The 19,966-nt window shown below is 64.4% G+C and carries 15 protein-coding genes; all 15 read left to right on the top strand.

Features of this window, described 5'->3' with window-relative positions; genetic code table 11:
- The first annotated feature begins 161 nt into the window (after positions 1–161).
- The 15 genes from PSQ39_RS09625 (at position 162) to PSQ39_RS09695 (ending at position 19,944) form a co-directional block, all read left to right on the top strand.
- The gene (locus PSQ39_RS09625; RefSeq protein ID WP_273926551.1) at positions 162–326 is read left to right on the top strand and encodes a DUF2256 domain-containing protein; all 165 of its coding nucleotides are present in this window, start codon (positions 162–164) and stop codon (positions 324–326) included.
- Complete coding sequence (locus PSQ39_RS09630) at positions 323–1,522, top strand: FAD-binding domain-containing protein (RefSeq protein ID WP_273926552.1); 1,200 nt, start codon at positions 323–325, stop codon at positions 1,520–1,522. Before PSQ39_RS09625 ends, PSQ39_RS09630 begins: the two co-directional genes overlap by 4 nt.
- Before the next feature lie 6 nt (positions 1,523–1,528).
- Positions 1,529–3,004 carry an FAD-binding domain-containing protein gene (locus PSQ39_RS09635; protein WP_273926553.1) on the top strand — a complete coding sequence of 492 codons (1,476 nt, stop codon included), beginning with the start codon at positions 1,529–1,531 and terminating at the stop codon, positions 3,002–3,004.
- Positions 3,005–3,331: 327 nt separating this feature from the next.
- On the top strand, positions 3,332–3,583 hold the full coding sequence (locus PSQ39_RS09640; RefSeq protein ID WP_273926554.1) for an acyl carrier protein: 252 nt from the start codon (positions 3,332–3,334) through the stop codon (positions 3,581–3,583).
- Complete coding sequence (locus tag PSQ39_RS09645; protein WP_273926555.1) at positions 3,580–4,788, top strand: acyl-CoA dehydrogenase family protein; 1,209 nt, start codon at positions 3,580–3,582, stop codon at positions 4,786–4,788. The genes PSQ39_RS09640 and PSQ39_RS09645 overlap by 4 nt, the downstream gene beginning before the upstream one ends.
- A 1-nt stretch (position 4,789) precedes the next feature.
- Entirely contained in the window at positions 4,790–5,701 is a 912-nt protein-coding gene (locus tag PSQ39_RS09650; protein ID WP_273926556.1) for an amino acid--[acyl-carrier-protein] ligase, read from the top strand.
- Positions 5,701–6,657, top strand: coding sequence for a DUF1839 family protein (locus PSQ39_RS09655; RefSeq protein ID WP_273926557.1), 957 nt, complete (start codon positions 5,701–5,703; stop codon positions 6,655–6,657). Before PSQ39_RS09650 ends, PSQ39_RS09655 begins: the two co-directional genes overlap by 1 nt.
- A 3-nt stretch (positions 6,658–6,660) precedes the next feature.
- The gene (locus PSQ39_RS09660; protein ID WP_273926558.1) at positions 6,661–9,141 is read left to right on the top strand and encodes a glycoside hydrolase family 2 protein; all 2,481 of its coding nucleotides are present in this window, start codon (positions 6,661–6,663) and stop codon (positions 9,139–9,141) included.
- Positions 9,138–10,904: a hypothetical protein gene (locus tag PSQ39_RS09665; protein ID WP_273926559.1), complete on the top strand. Its 1,767-nt coding sequence runs from the start codon at positions 9,138–9,140 to the stop codon at positions 10,902–10,904. Before PSQ39_RS09660 ends, PSQ39_RS09665 begins: the two co-directional genes overlap by 4 nt.
- On the top strand, positions 10,901–12,145 hold the full coding sequence (locus PSQ39_RS09670) for a GNAT family N-acetyltransferase (protein WP_273926560.1): 1,245 nt from the start codon (positions 10,901–10,903) through the stop codon (positions 12,143–12,145). Before PSQ39_RS09665 ends, PSQ39_RS09670 begins: the two co-directional genes overlap by 4 nt.
- Positions 12,146–12,431: 286 nt before the next feature.
- The gene (locus PSQ39_RS09675; protein ID WP_273926561.1) at positions 12,432–15,308 is read left to right on the top strand and encodes a 2-oxoglutarate dehydrogenase E1 component; all 2,877 of its coding nucleotides are present in this window, start codon (positions 12,432–12,434) and stop codon (positions 15,306–15,308) included.
- Positions 15,309–15,356: 48 nt separating this feature from the next.
- Positions 15,357–16,610 (top strand): 2-oxoglutarate dehydrogenase complex dihydrolipoyllysine-residue succinyltransferase, encoded by a 1,254-nt coding sequence (gene odhB, locus PSQ39_RS09680; RefSeq protein ID WP_273926562.1) that lies wholly within the window; start codon positions 15,357–15,359, stop codon positions 16,608–16,610.
- 117 nt (positions 16,611–16,727) lie between these two features.
- On the top strand, positions 16,728–18,155 hold the full coding sequence (gene lpdA / locus PSQ39_RS09685) for a dihydrolipoyl dehydrogenase (RefSeq protein WP_273926563.1): 1,428 nt from the start codon (positions 16,728–16,730) through the stop codon (positions 18,153–18,155).
- A 5-nt stretch (positions 18,156–18,160) separates the two neighbouring features.
- Complete coding sequence (gene zapE / locus PSQ39_RS09690) at positions 18,161–19,270, top strand: cell division protein ZapE (protein ID WP_273926564.1); 1,110 nt, start codon at positions 18,161–18,163, stop codon at positions 19,268–19,270.
- The gene (locus PSQ39_RS09695; protein WP_273926565.1) at positions 19,267–19,944 is read left to right on the top strand and encodes a hypothetical protein; all 678 of its coding nucleotides are present in this window, start codon (positions 19,267–19,269) and stop codon (positions 19,942–19,944) included. Before zapE ends, PSQ39_RS09695 begins: the two co-directional genes overlap by 4 nt.
- The last annotated feature ends 22 nt before the right edge of the window (positions 19,945–19,966 follow it).

Here is a 19,966-nt window from a genome sequence, read left to right on the forward strand (position 1 = left end):
GGGATTCACCTCAATCCGAGCACCTCGGCTGAATTGGAGTTGGCTGATGTGCCTTGCCTTGGGGGTTATTGGCTGGCCCTCGGCATGCTTCATGTGCCCTCGCTACCATTTGCTCGCTGCCGGGGCCACTTTGCCTGAACCGGTGGCAAAGAAGCTGAGTCATGAGCGCCAACCACCACTCCTTTCGGGGTAACAAGTCATCTTTGCCGAGCAAACCTTGTGTCGCCTGTGGGCGCCCCATGACCTGGCGGCGCCGCTGGGCCAAGACCTGGGACGAGGTCAAGTACTGCTCTGAGGCCTGCCGGCGCGCCAAGGGGTCGGCATGAACTCGGATCCATCTTTTGATCCCACTCTCAGCGCCGCGCGGGCCCGCTTGGCGTCGGTGGATCCTGAGGTCTATGCACGTACCCGCAACCATTTAGCGGCCGGCGCCACGGGTCTGGGGCCCTACCTCACCCACGGTTTGCTCAGCACTGACGAGGTCCTGCGCGCGGTCACGGCGCGCTACCCTTTGCAGGTGCAAGACAAGCTGGTGTTCGAGTTGGGCTGGCGTGCTTATTACCGCCATGTGTGGGCGCACCGGGGTGCGGCGGTGGGTGAATCTGTTCACGCGGGGCCTTTGACTGAGGCCGCCTATGCCCTCAGCCTGCCGAATGACCTCCGTCAGGGCGTCACCGGGGTTCCGGTGATCGACCAGTCTGTGCGATGTCTCTATCACACCGGCTACCTGCACAACCACGCGCGCCTCTGGTTGGCCAGCTACGTGGTGCATGTGCGCAAAGTGCATTGGCGTGTCGGTGCCGATTGGTTGTACGGCCATTTGCTGGACGGCGACCTGGCCAGCAATTTCATGAGTTGGCAGTGGGTGGCAGGCACCAGCAGCAGCAAGCCTTATCTGTTCAATGCCGAGAATGTCGCTCGATTCGCGCCGGCGCCTTGGCACAGCCCGGGCAGCGTGGTCGACACGGATTACGAGACCCTGGAACGCCGAGCGCGGGACCCCGTTTGGCAGCCCTCGGTGGCCCATTTGCCAGGCGTGGAGCCTTTGGCTGAGCCTGGTTTGCGAAGTGCGCCACCGGCTGTCTTGGGTTTCACGTCGCCCCTTGCTCATGACGTGGCCGGACGGGACGTGTGGTTGGTCCATCCCTGGAGTCTGGGGCCCTCGCCTGAGGGCTTGTCGGAAGACGTGTGTGTGTTGGCGTTGTCGGTGGCCGATTTTCACCGGCAGCACCCCTGGAGCGAGCGGCGCTGGCAATTCGTCGGGCAACGCATGGCTGAGTTGACCCCGTTGCGCTGGCATGGCGAGTCGACACAGATCATGGCGGCCCTGGGTGCAGCGCGCCGGGTGCGCTGCCTGGATGAGCCGCATGTGAGCCCCTGGCTCACTCAGTGGGCTGAGTGCCAAGCGCCCGAGCCCGTGTTCGCGCCTGTGGCTGGGCGCTGTGATTCGTTCTCGGCCTGGTGGAAGCAGGCAGTCCCCGCCCGCGGTGCGGTACGGGACACCTTGTTGCAGCGGGCTTGAGTGAACATGGCGGCGCCCACGGCTCTGGTCTGGTTCAAGCGCGATTTGCGTGTGCGTGACCACGCCCCCCTGGCGCAGGCCCAGCAGTTTGAGTGCGCCCTTGGTTTGGTGCTGATCGAGCCCAGCTGGCTCCGCAGCCCGGAGTGCGATCCTCGCCATGTGGCGTTTTTGTTGGATGCTGTGGCGGCCCTGCGGGTGGATCTGGCCGCACGTGGTCTGCCTTTGTTGGTGCGTGTCGGAGAGGCGGTGCCGGTGTTGCAGGCCCTGCGTGACGAGTTCGGCGTCACGCACCTGCTCAGCCATGAAGAAACCGGCCCCGGCTGGAGCTACACGCGCGATCTGGCGGTGGCCGACTGGTGTCGCCACCAAGGGGTCGTCTGGCGCGAATGGGCGCAGACCGGTGTGGTGCGCCGCTTGCGTTCGCGCAGTGGCTGGGCTGGTCGTTGGGCGCAGCGCATGAATGCGCTTGAGGCCCCGCGCGTGCGCGGCTTCAAAGGCCCTGCGGGTCTGGCGCCTGAGCCGATCCCTGACTGGGGCGATCTGGGTTTGTCGGCGCCGGCCGTGCAGCCACCACCCGCCGGCGAGTGGGTGGCCTGGGACACCTTGCAGGGCTTTTTGGCGGGGCGGGGGCGTGACTACCGGAGGGCTCTGTCGAGCCCGTTGACGGCTGAGACCGCTTGCAGTCGGCTCAGTGCCCACTTGGCCTTCGGCACCATCTCGATGCGGTGTGTGCACCAGGCCACGGCGTCGACCCTGCTCGGCACACCGGACCGCGATCTGGCCTATGGCCTGCGTGGCTTTGCTTCGCGTCTGCGCTGGCACTGTCATTTCATGCAGAAACTCGAAGATCAACCCGATCTGGAGTGGCGTAACCTGGCCCGATCGGTGGATGGCTTGCGTCCAGGGGATGGCGTGCATCCAGACCCGGTGAACCAGGCCTTGTTGCAGGCATGGTGTGAGGGCCGAACGGGGTACCCCATGGTGGACGCCTGCATGCGTCAACTTCGCGCCACGGGCTGGTTGAACTTCCGCATGCGGGCGATGCTGGTCAGCTTTGCGGCCTACCACCTGGGCCTGCATTGGCGTGAGCCCGGCTTGTTTTTGGCCCGGCAGTTCTTGGATTTTGAGCCCGGCATCCACTGGAGCCAGATGCAAATGCAATCCGGCACCACAGGCATCAACACCTTGCGCATCTACTCACCCGCCAAGCAGGCGCTCGACCATGACCCTCAGGGCCAGTACCGACGCCAATGGCTGCCGGAGTACGGCAGTTGCGCCTACCCTGAGCCCATCGTGGACGAGCGCACTGCGCTGGCCCGGATCAAGCTTCAGTTGTATGGGCTGCGCCAGCAGCCTGAAGCACGGGCCGAGGCGGCGGCCATTCAGCAGCAGCATGGGTCTCGCAAAAGTGGCTTGCCTCCCAGCCCAAGCCGGTCTCGCCGCCCGCCTGTGGTGGATGAGGCGCAGGGCAGTTTGTTCTGAGCCTTGTGCCAGGCCGCTTTTCCATCCAGGGCAGATGGGGCAGTCAGGGGGGGGGCTGAGGAGGAGAGAAATGGCATTGCTCACCCGATGGAGGTGATTCGATATCACCTTGTGGGTGGGGCCTGACGGGCCATGCCAATTAGTTCACCGATCGTCCAGATCGGAGGGCTTCAAGAGGGGCGTGCTCGGTTGTAAGGGGGGGGTGATGAGGCTATGATCACCGAAGCATTTTGTTACTAATGTGGCGGCTTGTTGTACTTACGGTGGCACCTGCCGCACAGACCGCTTCGCCACGCCGCCGCCCCCGATTCTTCCTCCCGAAAAACCATGAACACCGCATTGCGTGAGATTTTTGCCAAGCAAGGTCGCTTGGCACAGGCCCTGGAAGGGCTCAATGACGACGCCGACCTGTTTGCAGCGGGTTTGGACAGCCTGGCCATCGTCAATGTGATGTTGGCGGTGGAAGACCGCTTCGAGGTTGAGATCCCTGACGAGCATTTGAACCGGGCGACCTTCTCCAGCATCTCGGCCCTCGCCGCGGTGTTGCGCAAGTTGCAGGCTGAGCAGCATTCCGCATGAGCGCCGTCGTCGAGCGTGAGCTGACCACGGACGCTTCAGCCTCTGGCGTCGCGTCGGATTGGCGCGCCGGTGCCGCAGCCATTGCTGCCGCAGCCGCTCGCCATGCCGATGCGGTGGACCGCGAAGGGCGCTTCCCTGCGGAGGCGGTGCAGGCCATGCGCGACTCCGGCCTGCTGGCGGCGTGGGTTCCGAAGGCGCTCGGGGGTCCAGGCCACAGCCTGCGCGAGATCGCTGCCATGTGCCACCAGATCGGCGCGGCCTGCGGGGCCAGCGGCATGATCTTCGCCATGCATCAGATCAAGCTGTCGTCGGTGGTGCACCACGCGGGATCGTCCGCTTGGTACCGTCAACTGCAACAGCGCGTGGTGGCTGAATCATTGCTGCTTGGCTCGGTCACTTCCGAGGTGGGCGTGGGTGGGGACATTCGCCGTTCTCTGGCCGCCGTGCAGCGTGACGGTGATCATTTCAGCTTGCAAAAGCATGGCTCGGTGGTGTCTTACGGCGCCTACGCCGATGCTTTGTTGATCACCGCCCGGGCCGACGAGCAGGCCCCGCCCAACGGCCAAGTCATGGTGACGGTGCTGAAGGACCAATACCAACTCGAAAAGACCGGCCAGTGGGACGCCATGGGCATGCGCGGTACTTGCAGCGACGCCTTCATGATTCGGGCCCAGGCCCCCGCCGAGCAGATTTTCGAAGCGCCCTTTGCCGACATCATTGCCAACACCATGTTGCCGGTGTCCCACATCCTGTGGGCCAGTGTGTGGTTTGGCATCGCCAACAGCGCCTTGCTGCGAGTGCGTGCCCACCTGCGTGCGGCCATGAAGGCCGGTGGGGGTAACCTGCCTGCTGCAGCGACCCAGTTGCCCGATCTGGTGGCCCAGATGCAGTTGCTGCACGCTCGCCTGCAGTCGGCCATCACCCGCTTTGAAGCAGCGCTGGCCACGGGCCATGGTCCCTTGCCCATGTCGCTGACCACCGACCTGACCTTGCTCAAGAGCACCATGTCCGAAGGTTGCCTGGCCGTGGTCCAGCAGTCCTTGAGCACGGTGGGCTTTGCCGGCTACCGCACCGAGAGCCCGGCTGCCATGGGCCGCCACCTGCGTGACTTGCACTCCGCGCCCCTGATGATCAACAACGCGCGCCTGATCGAAACCATGAGCAGCTTCTTGCTCCTGGACCCTTTGCAGTTTGGACTTGCCTGACATGGATGCCACCCCCACTTTCCTTGAGCAACTGATTGCCGCCGGCCACCTGATCCCCATGGGGGTCGATGGCCTGTATGGCAAGAGTGGCGTTTTTGAAGACATCCTCAACAAGCTCGACGCACTGATCAGCCGCCATGGGGCTGCTCAGCAGGCCGAGGTGATGCGCTTTCCGCCCGCCATCTCGCAGCAGAACTTTGAGGAGAGCGAGTACCTCAAGACCTTCCCGCACTTTGCCGGCACTGTGCACTGCTTTTGCGGTGACGAGCGCGAGCACCGCCGCGTGCTGGACTGTGTTGCCGAGGGCAAGGACTGGACCGAAGGCCAAAAAGCCTCGGGCGTGGTGCTGACGCCTGCAGCCTGCTACCCCTCCTACCCCGTGATCGCGCGTCGCGGCCCCCTGAGCGAAGAGGGCGTGACCCTGGACCTGCTGTCCTACTGCTTCCGCCATGAGCCTTCGCTGGAGCCCACCCGCCTGCAACTGTTCCGCATGCGCGAATATGTGCGGATGGGCACCCCCGACCAGGTGCTGGCTTTCCGCCAGCATTGGCTGGAAGAGGGCGAGAAGATGATGCGCTCGCTGGCCCTCCCCTTGATCATCGACGTCGCCAACGACCCCTTCTTTGGCCGAGCAGGCCGCGTGCTGGCCGCCAGCCAGCGCGAGCAAAAGCTCAAATTCGAATTGCTGGTGCCCGTCAACAGCGAAGAGAGCCCGACCGCCTGCCTGAGCTTCAACTACCACATGGACCACTTTGGCCTGATCTGGGCGCTGCGCACCCCGGGCGATGAAGTCGCTCACACCGCCTGCGTGGGCTTTGGTCTGGAGCGCATCACCCTGGCGCTGTTCCGCCACCATGGGTTCGACCCCAAGGCCTGGCCTACCGAGGTGCAAGCGGTGCTTGGAGGGTTTTGATGCCCGCGGTCGCGCCTGTTTTCACCCCGCACCCTGTTCACGCCCCCGAACGCCACTGGCCCCAGTCCAACTGCAGCCTGGACCTGTGGATCGGCTATCTGCACAGCCTGGGCCTGGCTCCGGAAGCGCTGATGGGCGCCTTGGTGCAATTGGACTTTGAGGGTGACCAGTTCGGTTTTTGCAAATTCGATGCGGCGGATCTGAGCCGCATGCACGGCCTGGTGTTGCGCGAATTGGCTTTGTACGATCGTTTGCAGGACCACATCGTGACCCAGGTTGATCGGGGCCACCTGGTGCTGGTCGAATTGGATGGCTTCCACCTGCCGGACACGGCGGGCACCTCGTACCACCGAGAGCACAGCAAGACCACGGTTGGCATTCAGGCCATCGACCCGGTGCGCCAGACCCTGAGTTACTTCCACAACTCGGGCTTTTACACCCTGAGTGGTGACGACTACGCGGCCCTGTTCGCGGTGGATGCACAAGACCGCCAGGCCACGGGCGCCTTGCTGCCCTACACCGAGTACCTGCTGCGCAAGCAGCCCGCCCTGCAAGGCGAGGCCTTGAAGGACGCGGCTCGCCAGGCCCTGCGCCAACACCTGGCCGGTGCGCCAGGCGAGAACCCGTTTCGGGCCTACCAGCGACAGTACGACGCCGACCTGGCCAGGGTCATTGCGCGCGGCAATGACTATTTCCACCTCTACGCCTTCAACCACTTCCGCCAGTTCGGTTCGGTGTTTGGCCTGCTTGAAGCGTTCTTTCGCTGGCTGGGTGACGAGGCTTTGCAACCCTTGGCCGAGCATTGCGATCAGATCGCGGCCAAGGCCAAGCTGATGCAGTTCCGCGTGGTCCGGGCCGTGGCCCGACAGCGCCCTGACGACTCCGGTCTGATCCTCAACGACATCGCTGCGCATTGGGATGCCGTGATGGTCGGCCTGCGGCCCTACCGCGACTGAGCCATGAGCTCCCGCCTGTCTGACTGGACCCTGCAGGAAACCGCAGCAGGGCAATGGAGTGAACCGCCGGTGGGTGAGGGCACCTGGCTGCCAGCACCCGTGCCGGGCACGGTGTGCGAAGCCTTGGCCGCCGCCGGTCGCTTCGACCTGAACGCGCCGCGCGCGCTGCAAGGCAGCGACTTCTGGTACCGCTGTGACTGGCCTGCCAGCCCGGCTGGAAAACTGCACATGGACGGTTTGGCCGGTTCGGTCGAAATCTGGTTGGGTTCGACCCTGTTGGGTCGCCATGCCCACATGGGTGTGCCCCTTGAATTGGACTTGCCTGCTCAGGCGGCCGGTCAGTTGTACCTGTGCGTGCGCGGCCAAGCTTCGGCACCCAAGCGGGCTGGTCGGGCCCGTTGGCGGCCCCGCATGATTCAGCCGGCTTCCCTGCGCGATGTGCGCCAGACCTTGCTGGGCCACATGCCAGGCTGGTGCCCCGAGTGGGTGCCGCTGGGCCCCTACCAAGCCGTGCGCTTTGTGCCCGCGGATGCACCGTCTCCGGCTTGGTCGATGCAAAGCGTGCAGGCCGAGGCGCGGGAGGGCCAGGCCCACCTCAGCCTGCGCTTGCAGGGCCCAACCCCGTTGCCAGCTTTGCCTTACTTGCTGTGTGCTGGTCAGCGCCTGGCCTTGCAGCCGGTGGGGGCGGGCGTCTACTGTTTTGAGGGCATCGTCCCAGGCGCTGCGCTGTGGACGCCACACACGCATGGCGTGCCGGCCTGCCATGCCCTCAGCGTGCAGGTGCCAGAGGCCCCTGCCTTGAGCCAGGACCTGGGTGAACTGGGGTTTCGTCACGTCACGGTGGACACGACCGAGGGTGGTTTTGCCCTGCGCGTCAATGGCCTGTCGGTGTTTTGCCGAGGTGTGTGCTGGACGCCGACTGATTTGCTGCGTCTGCGCTCGGACCCGGCGGCTTTGCAACGCCAAATCGATTGGCTGGTCCAGGGCGGCGCCAACATGGTCCGCGTGGGCGGCACCATGTGGTACGAAGACGAGGCCTTTTACCGCGCCTGCAACCGGGCTGGTCTGCTGGTCTGGCAGGACTTCATGCTGGCCAACTTTGACTACCCTGCGCGGGATGCCGCCTTCATGGCCGAACTGCAGACAGAGGCCACCTACTTCCTGACCCGCACCCGCCAGCACCCCTGTTTGGCCATGTTGTGTGGCGGCAGCGAGGTGCGCCAGCAAGCCGAGATGCTGGGCGTGGACTGGCCTGAGGACGACCGCGTGTTCACCGGCCTGCTTGCGCGCCTGAGTGCGGCGCTGCGGCCTGACGTGCCCTACGTGGCCAACACCCCTTGGGGTGGGGCGCCAGTGTTCAACACCTCGCAAGGCGTCAGCCACTACTACGGCGTGGGCGCCTACATGCGTGGCTTCGACGATGCACGCCGGGCCCAAGTGCGATTTGCCAGCGAGTGCCTGGCCCTGGCCCATGTGCCCGCCGAGGCCGACCTGGCAGCCGATTTGGCGCGCCATCCGCTGGACACCCACTGGAAGCGGGGCACGCCGCGCGACCTGGGCGCCTCCTGGGACTTTGACGATGTTCGCGACCACTATGTGCAAACGCTCTATGGCGTGGAGCCCGCGCGCCTGCGCCGTGAAGACCCGGTCCGCTACCTGGATCTGGGCCGCGCCGTGTCCTGTGACTTGGTCGAGGCCGTGTTCTCGGAGTGGCGTCGAGCAGCCAGCCCCTGCGCCGGCGGCCTGGTTTGGCAGTGGCGCGATCTGCGCCCCGGTGCTGGCTGGGGCCTGCTGGACGAGGCGGGGCAACCCAAGCCTGTCTGGCACGCCCTGTCCCGGCACTGGCAGCCCCTGCAACTGTTGATCACCGATGAAGGCCTCAATGGCCTGGATCTGCACGTGGTGCACGAGGGCGATCAAGCGCTGGACCTGGTGCTGAGCCTGCAGGCTTTGCGTGACGGTCAGCGCGTGGTCGTCGAGGGGCAGCGCCGCTTCACGGTGGCGGGTCGCGGTCAGCAGCGTTTCAGCAGCACCGAGCTGTTGGGGCGCTTTTTCGACACCACTTACGCTTACCGTTTTGGTCCCCCAGCGCACGACGTGTGCGTGGCGACCTTGCGTGCGGCCCGCAGCCAGGCCCTTCTGGGGTGGGCGGTGCACCTGCCGCAGCGGGCGTTGCCCCGGGCCGAACTGGGTTGGCAGACCCGCCTCGAGCGCGACGACCAAGGGCTGGCCTTGTATGTGACGGCCAGCCGCTTCAGCCAGTACCTGCATTTCAGCAGTGCCAGTCACCGGCCTGAGGTGGACTGGTTCCACCTGCCACCCGGGGTGGAGCAGTGCATCCGCCTGCAGCCCCGCGAAGGCGTGACCGTGGAGCCCGCGCTGGCGGGCGGCAGTTTGGGGGCCTTGAACAGCCTCAGCGAGCGCTGGATTCGTTTCAGCGAAGCGATCGAGCGTTCGACGCCGGCAGCCGGAGACGCGCCATGACGCCCATCGTCATCCACAACACCCCGGTCCAGTGGCATGCCCCGGCCTCGGGCGATCTGCGCCATGTGGTTCTGCTGTGCAACACCTTGGGGGATGAGGGGCTGTACGTCTATCGGCCCCTGGTGGCCTTGGCAGAGGACTTGGCCCAAGCCGGCCTGGGGGTGTTGCGTTTCAGCTTTCCCGACCAAGACGATGGTGTGGACCTGGCGCCCGACGCCGACGCCATCGCCGAGTCTTTGAACACCTTGCAGGCTTTGCTGGCCTGGGTGCAGCGGCAGTGGCCTGGCGTGGCGGTCAGCCTGTGCGGTTATCGCATGGGCGCCTTGCTGGCCGCTGAAGTGGCGGCCCGCAGCCCCGGTCTGCTGGGGCTGGCTTTGCTGGCACCGGTGCCATCCGGTCGCCTGGTGCTGCGCGAGCTGGCGCTCAAAGCGGGGCAGGGCGTGGCTGCAGACGCTGCCCTGGTGCAGGACGGCTGGCATCTGTCGCCCGCGTCGCGCCAGACGCTGGCAGGGCTGGATTGGCAGGCCTTGCTGCAGCAATCACCACCCCATGGTTTGGTGCTCAGCGACACCGGATTGCGCGCGGCCGAGAAACTGGCGGGCGGCTTGGCTCAGGCGGGTGCAACCGGTTGGCGCGTCCAAGCCGCGGAGGATTTGGTGAGCCTGCGCGCTTACTCGCATCTGGTCACCGTGCCTGAGGTGGCCTTTTCGGAGCTGGTCCGATGGTTGGTGGGCTTGCCTCTGCCGGCTGCTGTGCCGCAGCCTGCCCCGAGGCTTGATCTGCCAGCGCCGTCAGCCCTGAACTTGCCCCAAGGCACCGAGCGCTCGCTGCGCTTGGGGCCGCAAGGCCGCTTGGCCGGTGTGCTGTGCACGCCGCCCGGCTGCGAGGCCTCATCGGCCCGGGCTGACTCACCCTGCTTGTTGATTCTCAACACCGCCGGGAACCCCAGTGCGGGGCAAAGCCGCAGCGCGGTTCAGCTCGCACGGGCCTTGGCGGTGCAAGGGGTGAGTTCGCTGCGCGTCGATGTGCGTGGCAATGGAAACAGCTTGCCGGTGCAGCGTGGGCGCAATTGGGCCATGTACACCGAGGCCCCCATTGAGGACGTGAGCGCTGCCTTGGACTGCCTGCAGCAACAGGGCTGGGCTCAGCCGGCAGTGTTCGGTTTGTGCTCGGGCGCCTACCTGGCCTTGCAGGCCGCCGTCCAGGACCCGCGCATGGGGCGCTTGTTGCTGGTCAATCTGCAAAGTTTTCTGTGGCAGGGCGAGCCCTTTGGCGCGGAACTCGAGGCGCCAGTGGGCAGCAGTGAAGCCGGCGATGGCGTGCAACTCAAGCACATGGGGCGCTACAAGCAAATCATCTTCACGCTCGACTTCTGGCGCCGTCTGTTGGCGGGCGAAGTGCATGTGTGGGGCGTCACTCGGCGACTCGTGGCCAGACTGAGTCTGCGCGTGGCCAGCCGCGTGCAGGCCAGCCTGCCCGCTGGCTGGGTGCTGTTGCCCCAGCAAGCCGAAGTGCAAGAGCGCATGGCGCGGCTGACCCGCCGTGCCCTGCCCATCACCTTGATTTATGGCGACACCGATGCCGGCCTCAATGAGCTGGAGGCCTTGTTTGGGCGCCAAGGTCAGCGACTGACCCGCCAGCCCGGTGTGGCTTTGCATTTGGTGGCCGATGCCGACCACATGTTCATCGACCCGCCGTCTTTGCAAACCTTGATTCGACAGGTGGGCGAGGCCTTGTGCACGCCTGCCGCGAGACCCGCATGAGTGTTCTTGACGCCCCTGACAAAGTCACCGGCCTGCAGCTTCAACGGATCCCTCTGAGCTGCTTGGCCGACTTGGCGCCCCACCGCGCCGAGTGGTTGGGCTTGTTGGCGCAAATCCCCACGGCCTTGCCTTTCCAGACCCCGGAGTGGTGCTGGGCCTGGTGGCAGACCTTTGCGGTCCAGAGCCGCTTTCGCCGTGACCACCTGTCCTTGATGCTGCTGCGGGAGCAGGGGCGCTTGGTGGGCCTCTGGCCGCTGGTGCGTTCTTTGTCGGGCTGGGGGCCCTTGGTCTTGATCAGCCAATGGCGCCCTCTGGGGGCCGATCCCAATCTGACCGAGCTGCGCACCCCCTTGGTCCTGCCCGGCTACGAAGCGGCCGTGGCCCGGTATTGGCTGGACTTGGTCGAGCGCCAACCCGGCATGCACCAGGTCATCCTGCCCAGCGATGTGCTGGGCCAGGAGTTGGCGCGGCGCAGCGGACTGGTTCGCTTGGGCCAGCGCGAGGTGCCCAATTACGTCCTGCAGCCGGGCTCGGACTGGCCGGCCTTCAAGACGGGCCTCAAGCGCAACATCAAGGAGTCGCTGCGCCGCTGTTACAACTCGCTGGCGCGCGAGGGCTTGTCGCCCCAGTTGGAGGTGCTGAGCGATCCGGCCGCCTTGCGCGAGCAACTGCCTGAGTTCTACCGCCTCCATGGGCTGCGCGCTGACCAGGCTGACACCATTGCCCACCCCGACTATTTTGAGTCGGCCCAGCACCGCCGCTTCATCGATGGATTGTTGGATCAGGCCGGGGAGGGGGCGGCCCTCGGGGTGCGGCTGTTTGTCCTTCGTGTGTCCGGGCAGGCCGTGGCCATGCGGCTGGCCTTCCAGACGCGGCAAGAGCTGTATCTCTATTACTCAGGCTATGAGCCTGCCTGGGGCCGTTTCAGTGTCATGACCACCTTGGTCAGTGAGTTGATCCAATGGGCCCAGGCCCAAGGCTTGAGCACGGTCAATTTGTCCGTGGGGCGTGATGTCTCCAAAACCCGGTGGGGCCCGCAAGAGCGCTTGTTTGGTGACCACTATCTGGCCGGCGCGGGCCCGATCAACCGATTCTTGATGAGGGCCTTGGTGCGACGCCGGGGCCTGAGCGCGGGCTACCTGACGGCGGAGCAGGCGGCGCAACAAGCCCTTGAAGATGCCCAGGCCGAGGCGGCGGAAGCATCCCTTCTGCCGCCTCAAAGCGCCCAGCGGGCGGCTTGAAGCGAGCGAACGCGCGCTCCCGGTGCGCTCGCCCCAGCCCTGTGCAAAAGGGGCTGCCCAGGCATGGCGGGCGGGGCCAATCGCGCACCGCGCTGGCGTCTCTACGTACTTTCGCGCACCAAGACAAGTCAGACATTCCTGTCCCTGGGCTGGGATTAGTGGCACAATCGCGTCCGCATAAGGCCCTTCCCCAGCCACTGTCGCATCCGCCAACCGGTTCAGCCGTGTCGCGGAAGGTTTACTAACCAGCTAATGTTTCCCTCAGGGAAGCGGAGGTCAGCGGAATATGAGCGATTCTTCGTCTGTCTACCAAGCCTACCAAGGCAACACCTATCTCTTCGGGGGCAACGCGCCCTACGTTGAAGAGATGTACGAAAACTACCTGGCCAACCCCGGTAGCGTGCCTGACAACTGGCGCGATTACTTCGACGCCCTGCAGCACGTGCCTGCCGTCGACGGCTCCAATGCCCGTGACGTGCCCCACCTGCCCGTCATCAACGCTTTCGCCGAACGCGCCAAGCAAGGTCAAACCAAGGTTGTCTTGGCCAGTGCCGACGCCGAAATGGGCCGCAAGCGCACCGCTGTTCAACAACTGATCGCTGCTTACCGCAACGTCGGCGCTCGTTGGGCCGACCTGGATCCGCTCAAGCGCACCGAGCGCGCTCAAATTCCGCAACTCGAAACCTCTTACTACGGCTTCACCGATGCCGACCAAGAGACCGTGTTCAACATCAGCAACACCTTCTTCGGCAAGGACACCATGTCCCTGCGCGAGTTGCTGAACGCCCTGCGTGAAACCTACTGCGGCACCATTGGCGCCGAGTACATGCACACCACCGACCAGGACCAAAAGGCCTGGTGGCAAAAGAAGCTGGAAAGCATTCGCAGCAAGCCGAATTTCGGCGCTGACAAAAAGAAGCACATCCTCGACCGCCTGACCGCTGCCGAAGGCCTGGAACGTTACCTGCACACCAAGTACGTCGGTCAAAAGCGCTTCTCGCTCGAAGGCGGTGAGAGCTTCATCGCGGCCATGGACGAGCTGATCCAATCGGCTGGCGCCAAGGGCGTGCAAGAAATCGTCATCGGCATGGCCCACCGCGGCCGTCTGAACGTGCTGGTCAACACCCTGGGCAAGATGCCCAAGGACCTGTTCGCCGAGTTCGACCACACCGCGCCTGAAGAACTGCCGGCCGGTGACGTGAAGTACCACCAAGGTTTCAGCTCCGACGTGACCACCCCTGGCGGCCCGGTTCACCTGTCGCTGGCCTTCAACCCCTCGCACCTGGAAATCGTCAACCCGGTGGTCGAAGGCTCGGTGCGTGCCCGCATGGACCGCCGCAACGACCCGCTGGGCAACCAAGTGCTGCCGGTGCTGGTGCACGGTGACGCTGCTTTCGGCGGTCAAGGCGTGAACCAGGAAACCCTGGCCCTGGCCCAAACCCGTGGCTACACCACGGGCGGCACGGTGCACATCATCATCAACAACCAGATCGGTTTCACCACCAGCGACCCGCGCGACATGCGCTCCAGCGCGTTCTGCACCGACATCGTCAAGATGGTCGAGGCCCCGGTGCTGCACGTCAACGGTGACGATCCTGAAGCCGTCGTGCTGGCCATGCAACTGGCGCTTGAATTCCGCATGGAATTCCGCCAGGACGTGGTCGTGGACATCACTTGCTTCCGCAAGCTGGGCCACAACGAGCAAGACACCCCCAGCCTGACCCAGCCGCTGATGTACAAGAAGATCGCCGCCCACCCGGGCACGCGCCGTCTGTACGCCGACAAGCTGGCCACCCAAGGCCTGGGCGCGACCCTGGGCGACGACATGGTCAAGGAATACCGTGCCGCCATGGATGCCGGCCGCCACACCGTTGACCCGGTGCTGACGAACTTCAAGAGCAAGTTCGCCGTGGACTGGAGCCCTTACCTGGGCAAGAAGTGGACCGACGCGGGTGACACCGCCATCCCGGCTGCCGAATGGCACCGTCTGGCCACCAAGATCACCACCATCCCGGCCAGCGTGACCCCGCACCAGCTCGTGAAGAAGGTGTACGACGACCGCGCTGCCATGGGCCGTGGTGACATCCCAGTGGACTGGGGCATGGGTGAAACCATGGCCTTTGCCTCCCTGGTGGCCAGTGGCTACCCCGTGCGTCTGTCCGGCGAAGATTGCGGCCGTGGCACCTTCACCCACCGCCATGCCGTGATTCACGACCAAAACCGTGAAAAGTGGGACACCGGTACCTACCTGCCGCTGCAAAACGTGGCTGAGAACCAAGCCCCGTTCGTGGTCATCGACTCCATCCTGTCTGAAGAGGCGGTGCTGGGCTTTGAGTACGGCTACGCCTCCAACGACCCCAACACCCTGGTGATCTGGGAAGCCCAGTTCGGCGACTTCGCCAACGGCGCCCAAGTGGTGATCGACCAGTTCATCGCTTCGGGTGAAGTGAAGTGGGGCCGCGTCAATGGTCTGACCCTGATGCTGCCGCACGGCTACGAAGGCCAAGGCCCTGAGCACAGCTCGGCCCGCCTGGAGCGCTTCATGCAGCTGTCGGCCGACACCAACATGCAAGTGGTGCAACCGACGACCGCCAGCCAGATCTTCCACGTCCTGCGTCGTCAGATGGTGCGCAACCTGCGCAAGCCGCTGATCATCATGACGCCCAAGTCGCTGCTGCGTAACAAGGACGCCACCTCCCCGCTGGTCGAATTCACCAAGGGCAGCTTCCAGACCGTCATTGGCGACCAGAAGGACGAAGTCAGCAAGAAGGCCGACAAGGTCAAGCGCGTCATCGCCTGCTCGGGCAAGGTTTACTACGACCTGGCCAAGAAGCGCGACGAAAAGGGGGCCGACGACGTGGCCGTGATTCGCGTCGAACAGCTCTACCCCTTCCCGCACAAGGCTTTTGCCGCTGAGCTCAAGAAGTACCCGAACGCCACCGAAATCGTGTGGTGCCAGGACGAGCCGCAAAACCAAGGTGCTTGGTTCTTCGTGCAGCACTACATCCACGAAAACATGCTGGACGGCCAGAAGCTGGGTTACTCGGGTCGCGCAGCATCTGCTTCGCCGGCCGTGGGTTACTCGCACCTGCACCAGGAACAACAAAAGGCGCTGGTCGACGGCGCTTTCGCCAAGCTCAAGGGTTTTGTGCTGACCAAGTAAGGTCATCTCTACCCCCTCGAACCAGAACAAGATACTGAAAGAATTGAAATGGCAATCGTAGAAGTCAAAGTCCCCCAGCTGTCTGAATCCGTGGCCGAAGCCACCATGCTGAACTGGAAGAAGAAGGCCGGCGAAGCCGTGACCGCCGACGAAATCCTGATCGAGATCGAAACCGACAAGGTCGTGCTCGAAGTGCCGGCGCCCGCCTCGGGCGTGCTGGCCGAGATCGTGCAAGGCGACGGCGCCACCGTCACTGCCGACCAGTTGATCGCTCGCATCGACACCGAAGGCAAGGCTGGCGCAGCCGCTCCTGCCGCCGCCGCCCCGGCCGCTGCACCTGCTGCCGCCCCGGCTGCTGCTGCCGTTTCGGCCTCCAAGGCTGATGTGGCCATGCCCGCCGCCGCCAAGCTGCTCGCCGACAACGGCCTGTCGGTCAGTGCCGTCGCTGGCACCGGCAAGGACGGTCGCGTCACCAAGGGTGATGTGCTGGGTGCGGTCGCTGCTGGCGCCAAGCCGGCTGCCGCTCCGTCGGTGATCCCGACGGGTGCTCCCACCAAGTCGCTGCCGCAAGTGGCTGCACCGGCTGCCCCGAGCCTGGGCGATCGCCCGGAACAACGCGTGCCGATGAGCCGCCTGCGTGCCCGCGTGGCCGAGCGTCTGCTGCAATCGCAATCGACCAACGCCATCCTGACCACCTTCAACGAAGTGAACATGGCCCCGGTCATGGACATGCGCAAGAAGTTCCAGGACGCTTTCACCAAGGAACACGGCGTCAAGATCGGCTTCATGAGCTTCTTCGTCAAGGCTGCCGTGCACGCCCTGAAGAAGTACCCGGTGCTGAACGCTTCGGTCGACGGCAACGACATCGTCTACCACGGCTACTTCGACATCGGTATCGCTGTCGGTTCGCCGCGTGGCCTGGTGGTGCCGATCCTGCGCAACGCCGACCAAATGAGCTTTGCCGACATCGAAAAGAAGATCGCTGAATTCGGCCAAAAGGCCAAGGACGGCAAGCTGGGCATTGAAGAAATGACCGGCGGTACCTTCTCGATCTCCAACGGCGGTACCTTCGGCTCCATGCTGTCGACCCCCATCATCAACCCGCCGCAATCGGCCATCCTGGGCGTGCACGCGACCAAGGACCGCGCCGTGGTCGAAAACGGTCAAGTGGTGGTTCGCCCGATCAACTACCTGGCCATGTCCTATGACCACCGCATCATCGACGGCCGCGAAGCCGTGCTGGGCCTGGTCGCCATGAAGGAAGCGCTGGAAGATCCGTCGCGCCTGCTGTTCGACATCTGAGCGGGTTTGAGTGACCCCTGCAGACCGGCCTGACCGGTTTGCCTAACCCACTCCGGTTGTCGCCTCGGCTGACGCGCAGCCGGGTGGGTTTTGTTTCAACTGATTCAAGAGATTTTTATGAGCAAACAATTTGACGTCATCGTGATCGGCGGCGGCCCTGGCGGCTACATCGCGGCCATCCGCGCAGCCCAACTGGGCTTCCAGGTCGCATGTATCGACGAATGGAAGAACGAAAAGGGTGGCCCGGCCCCCGGCGGCACCTGCACCAACGTCGGTTGCATTCCGTCCAAGGCCCTGCTGCAGTCGTCCGAGCACTTCGAGCAAGCGAACCACCACTTTGCCGACCACGGCATCAAGGTGTCGGACGTCAGCATCGATGTGGCCAAGATGATCGGCCGCAAGGACACCGTCGTGAAGCAAAACAACGACGGCATCCTGTACTTGTTCAAGAAGAACAAGGTCAGCTTCTTCCATGGCCGTGGCTCTTTCGCCAAGGCCGTCGAAGGCGGTTACGAAATCCAGGTCGCTGGCAGCGCCAACGAAACCCTGACCGGCAAGCAGATCATCATCGCCACGGGCTCCAACGCCCGCGCGCTGCCGGGTACCCCGTTTGATGAAGTCAAGGTGCTGTCGAACGACGGCGCCCTGCGCATCAACGCTGTGCCGAAGAAGCTGGCCCTGATCGGCTCTGGCGTGATCGGCCTCGAAATGGGCTCGGTCTGGCGCCGTCTGGGCTCTGAAGTCACCATCCTCGAAGGTCTGCCGACCTTCCTGGGCGCGGTCGACGAACAGATCGCCAAGGAAGCCAAGAAGGCCTTCGACAAGCAAGGCCTGAAGATCGAACTCGGCGTCAAGGTCGGCGAGATCAAGACCACCGACGCGGGCGTCAGCGTGGCCTACACCAACGCCAAGGGTGAAGCCCTGTCGCTGGACGTGGACAAGCTGATCGTCTCGATCGGCCGCGTGCCCAACACCATCGGCCTCAATGTCGAAGCGGTGGGCCTGCAACTCGACGAGCGCGGTGCCATCGTGGTCGACGGCGACTGCAAGACCAACCTGCCGGGCGTGTGGGCCGTGGGTGACGTGGTGCGTGGCCCGATGCTGGCGCACAAGGCGGAAGAAGAAGGTGTGGCCGTGGCTGAGCGCATTGCCGGCCAACATGGTCACGTCAACTTCAACACCATTCCCTGGGTCATCTACACCAGCCCGGAAATCGCCTGGGTCGGCCGCACCGAGCAGCAGCTCAAGGCCGATGGCGTCAAGTACAAGGCCGGCACCTTCCCGTTCCTGGCCAACGGCCGTGCCCGCGCCTTGGGCGACACCACCGGCATGGTGAAGTTCTTGGCTGACGCCACCACCGACGAAATCCTGGGCGTTCACATCGTGGGCCCGATGGCCAGCGAGCTGATAGCCGAAGCCGTGGTCGCCATGGAGTTCAAGGCCAGCGCCGAAGACATCGCGCGCATCTGCCACGCCCACCCCTCGCTGTCGGAAGCGACCAAAGAAGCTGCGCTGGCTGTTGACAAGCGCACGCTGAACTTCTGATTCGCATGTCGGGATCTGATGCCGTTCTCTCCGCCTACCAGGCGGAGCTTCAAGCGCGGGGTTTCCAAAGTGACCCCGCGCAGCTTCGGGCCGTCGAGGCCTTGCAACGCTGCGCCAACGAGTGGGCTGACTACAAGGAAAAGCGCTCCAATTCGCTCAAGAAGCTGATCAATCGGCCACAGATCCCGCGTGGCGTGTACATGTATGGCGGGGTCGGGCGGGGCAAAAGCTTTCTGATGGATTGCTTTTTCAACGCCGTCCCGCTGCGCCGCAAGGTGCGCCTGCATTTTCATGAGTTCATGCGTGAAGTCCACCGCGAGTTGGTGGCCTTGCAAGGCACGGTGAACCCTTTGGATGTGCTGGGCGCGCGCATTGCCAAGCGCTACAAGCTGATTTGTTTTGACGAGTTCCACGTGGCGGACATCACCGACGCCATGATCCTGCACCGCTTGCTGGTCGCCTTGTTCGACAACGGCGTGGGCTTTGTCACCACGTCAAATTTCAAGCCGGACGCGCTGTACCCCGATGGGCTGCACCGCGACCGCATCCTGCCCGCCATCGACCTGCTCAACCAGCGCATGGAAGTGGTCAATGTGGACAACGGCACCGACTACCGTCGGCGCACGCTGGAGCAGGTCAATGCCTACATGACGCCCCTGGGCGCCCAGGCCGACGCGGACATGCGCGAGGCCTTTGAGCGCCTGGCTGAGGTCAAGGAAGAAGACCCCATCATGCGCATCGAGTCGCGTGAAATCCATGCCCTGCGCAAGGCCGGTGGCGTGGTGTGGTTTGACTTCAAAACCCTGTGCGGCGGGCCGCGTTCGCAAAACGATTACCTCGAAATCGCCACCCAGTTCCACACGGTGCTGCTCAGCAGCGTGCCCCACATGCCGGTGCGCATGGCGTCTGAGGCGCGGCGTTTTACCTGGCTGGTCGATGTGCTGTATGACCGCCGTGTCAAGCTGATCATGTCGGCAGCCGTGGCGCCGGAAGAGCTCTACACCGAAGGGCCCATGTCGCATGAGTTTCCGCGCACCGTGTCGCGTCTCAACGAGATGCGTTCGGCTGAGTTCCTGGCGCTGGAACGCCGCGTGGTCGACACGGGGCTGACATGAGTCCGGTCTGGCGCTCGGCTGCCCTGGCGTGGGCTTTGTGTGGGGCGCTCGGTGCATTCGCCGACACCCCCAGCGTTGCCCCAGTGAACCCCGTGGAGGTCGAACGGCTGCGCATCGAGCAAGAGCGGGCCGCTGAAATGCTGCGCCAGCAGGGGGTCGAGTCTGGTTGCTACCAGCGTTTCGCGGTCAACGACTGTCTGATCCAAAGCCGGATCAAGCACCGCGAGGTGCTGTCTGACCTCAAGCGCCAAGAGGTCCAGCTCAACGACCGGGAACGCCGCTTTCGTTCCGCTGAGCAATTGCGCCGGATCGAGGAAAAGGTGTCTTCCCCTGAGCGCGACATCGATTTGATGAACCGTGAGCAACAAGCCCAGCGCACGGAGCGTGATCGCCAGGAAAACGCCCAGAAGAAGGCGACTGATGCCGTCAACCAGGTGAAGGAGCGGGCTGACCGCCGCGCCGAGCAACAGCGCCGCCTGGAGCAGGCTCAACAAGAAGACGCGGACCGACAACTCAAGGCCCAAGCGGCGGCCGACGAGAAAAAGCGCTACGACGACAAGGTGCGCGATGCGGCTCAGCATCGGCAGCAGCTGGAGCAGGACCTGAAGAACCGGGCCGGCGCTCGCGCAGCGCCTTTGCCCTCGCCCAGCGCGGTGCCCGCCGTCAAGCCCTGAGCCCTGAGCCGGGCCAATCAAC

The sequence above is a fragment of the Curvibacter microcysteis genome (assembly GCF_028649455.1).
Lineage (GTDB): Bacteria > Pseudomonadota > Gammaproteobacteria > Burkholderiales > Burkholderiaceae_C > Curvibacter > Curvibacter microcysteis.

Excerpts from the sequence above, each read along its gene's own strand:
- PSQ39_RS09695 (WP_273926565.1), top strand. The coding sequence starts at position 19,267 with ATGAGTCCGGTCTGGCGCTCGGCTGCCCTGGCGTGGGCTTTGTGTGGG.
- odhB (WP_273926562.1), top strand. The coding sequence starts at position 15,357 with ATGGCAATCGTAGAAGTCAAAGTCCCCCAGCTGTCTGAATCCGTGGCC.
- zapE (WP_273926564.1), top strand. The coding sequence starts at position 18,161 with ATGTCGGGATCTGATGCCGTTCTCTCCGCCTACCAGGCGGAGCTTCAA.
- PSQ39_RS09625 (WP_273926551.1), top strand. The coding sequence starts at position 162 with ATGAGCGCCAACCACCACTCCTTTCGGGGTAACAAGTCATCTTTGCCG.
- PSQ39_RS09655 (WP_273926557.1), top strand. The coding sequence starts at position 5,701 with ATGCCCGCGGTCGCGCCTGTTTTCACCCCGCACCCTGTTCACGCCCCC.
- PSQ39_RS09675 (WP_273926561.1), top strand. The coding sequence starts at position 12,432 with ATGAGCGATTCTTCGTCTGTCTACCAAGCCTACCAAGGCAACACCTAT.
- PSQ39_RS09660 (WP_273926558.1), top strand. The coding sequence starts at position 6,661 with ATGAGCTCCCGCCTGTCTGACTGGACCCTGCAGGAAACCGCAGCAGGG.
- PSQ39_RS09645 (WP_273926555.1), top strand. The coding sequence starts at position 3,580 with ATGAGCGCCGTCGTCGAGCGTGAGCTGACCACGGACGCTTCAGCCTCT.
- PSQ39_RS09630 (WP_273926552.1), top strand. The coding sequence starts at position 323 with ATGAACTCGGATCCATCTTTTGATCCCACTCTCAGCGCCGCGCGGGCC.
- PSQ39_RS09670 (WP_273926560.1), top strand. The coding sequence starts at position 10,901 with ATGAGTGTTCTTGACGCCCCTGACAAAGTCACCGGCCTGCAGCTTCAA.
- PSQ39_RS09640 (WP_273926554.1), top strand. The coding sequence starts at position 3,332 with ATGAACACCGCATTGCGTGAGATTTTTGCCAAGCAAGGTCGCTTGGCA.
- PSQ39_RS09665 (WP_273926559.1), top strand. The coding sequence starts at position 9,138 with ATGACGCCCATCGTCATCCACAACACCCCGGTCCAGTGGCATGCCCCG.
- PSQ39_RS09635 (WP_273926553.1), top strand. The coding sequence starts at position 1,529 with ATGGCGGCGCCCACGGCTCTGGTCTGGTTCAAGCGCGATTTGCGTGTG.
- lpdA (WP_273926563.1), top strand. The coding sequence starts at position 16,728 with ATGAGCAAACAATTTGACGTCATCGTGATCGGCGGCGGCCCTGGCGGC.
- PSQ39_RS09650 (WP_273926556.1), top strand. The coding sequence starts at position 4,790 with ATGGATGCCACCCCCACTTTCCTTGAGCAACTGATTGCCGCCGGCCAC.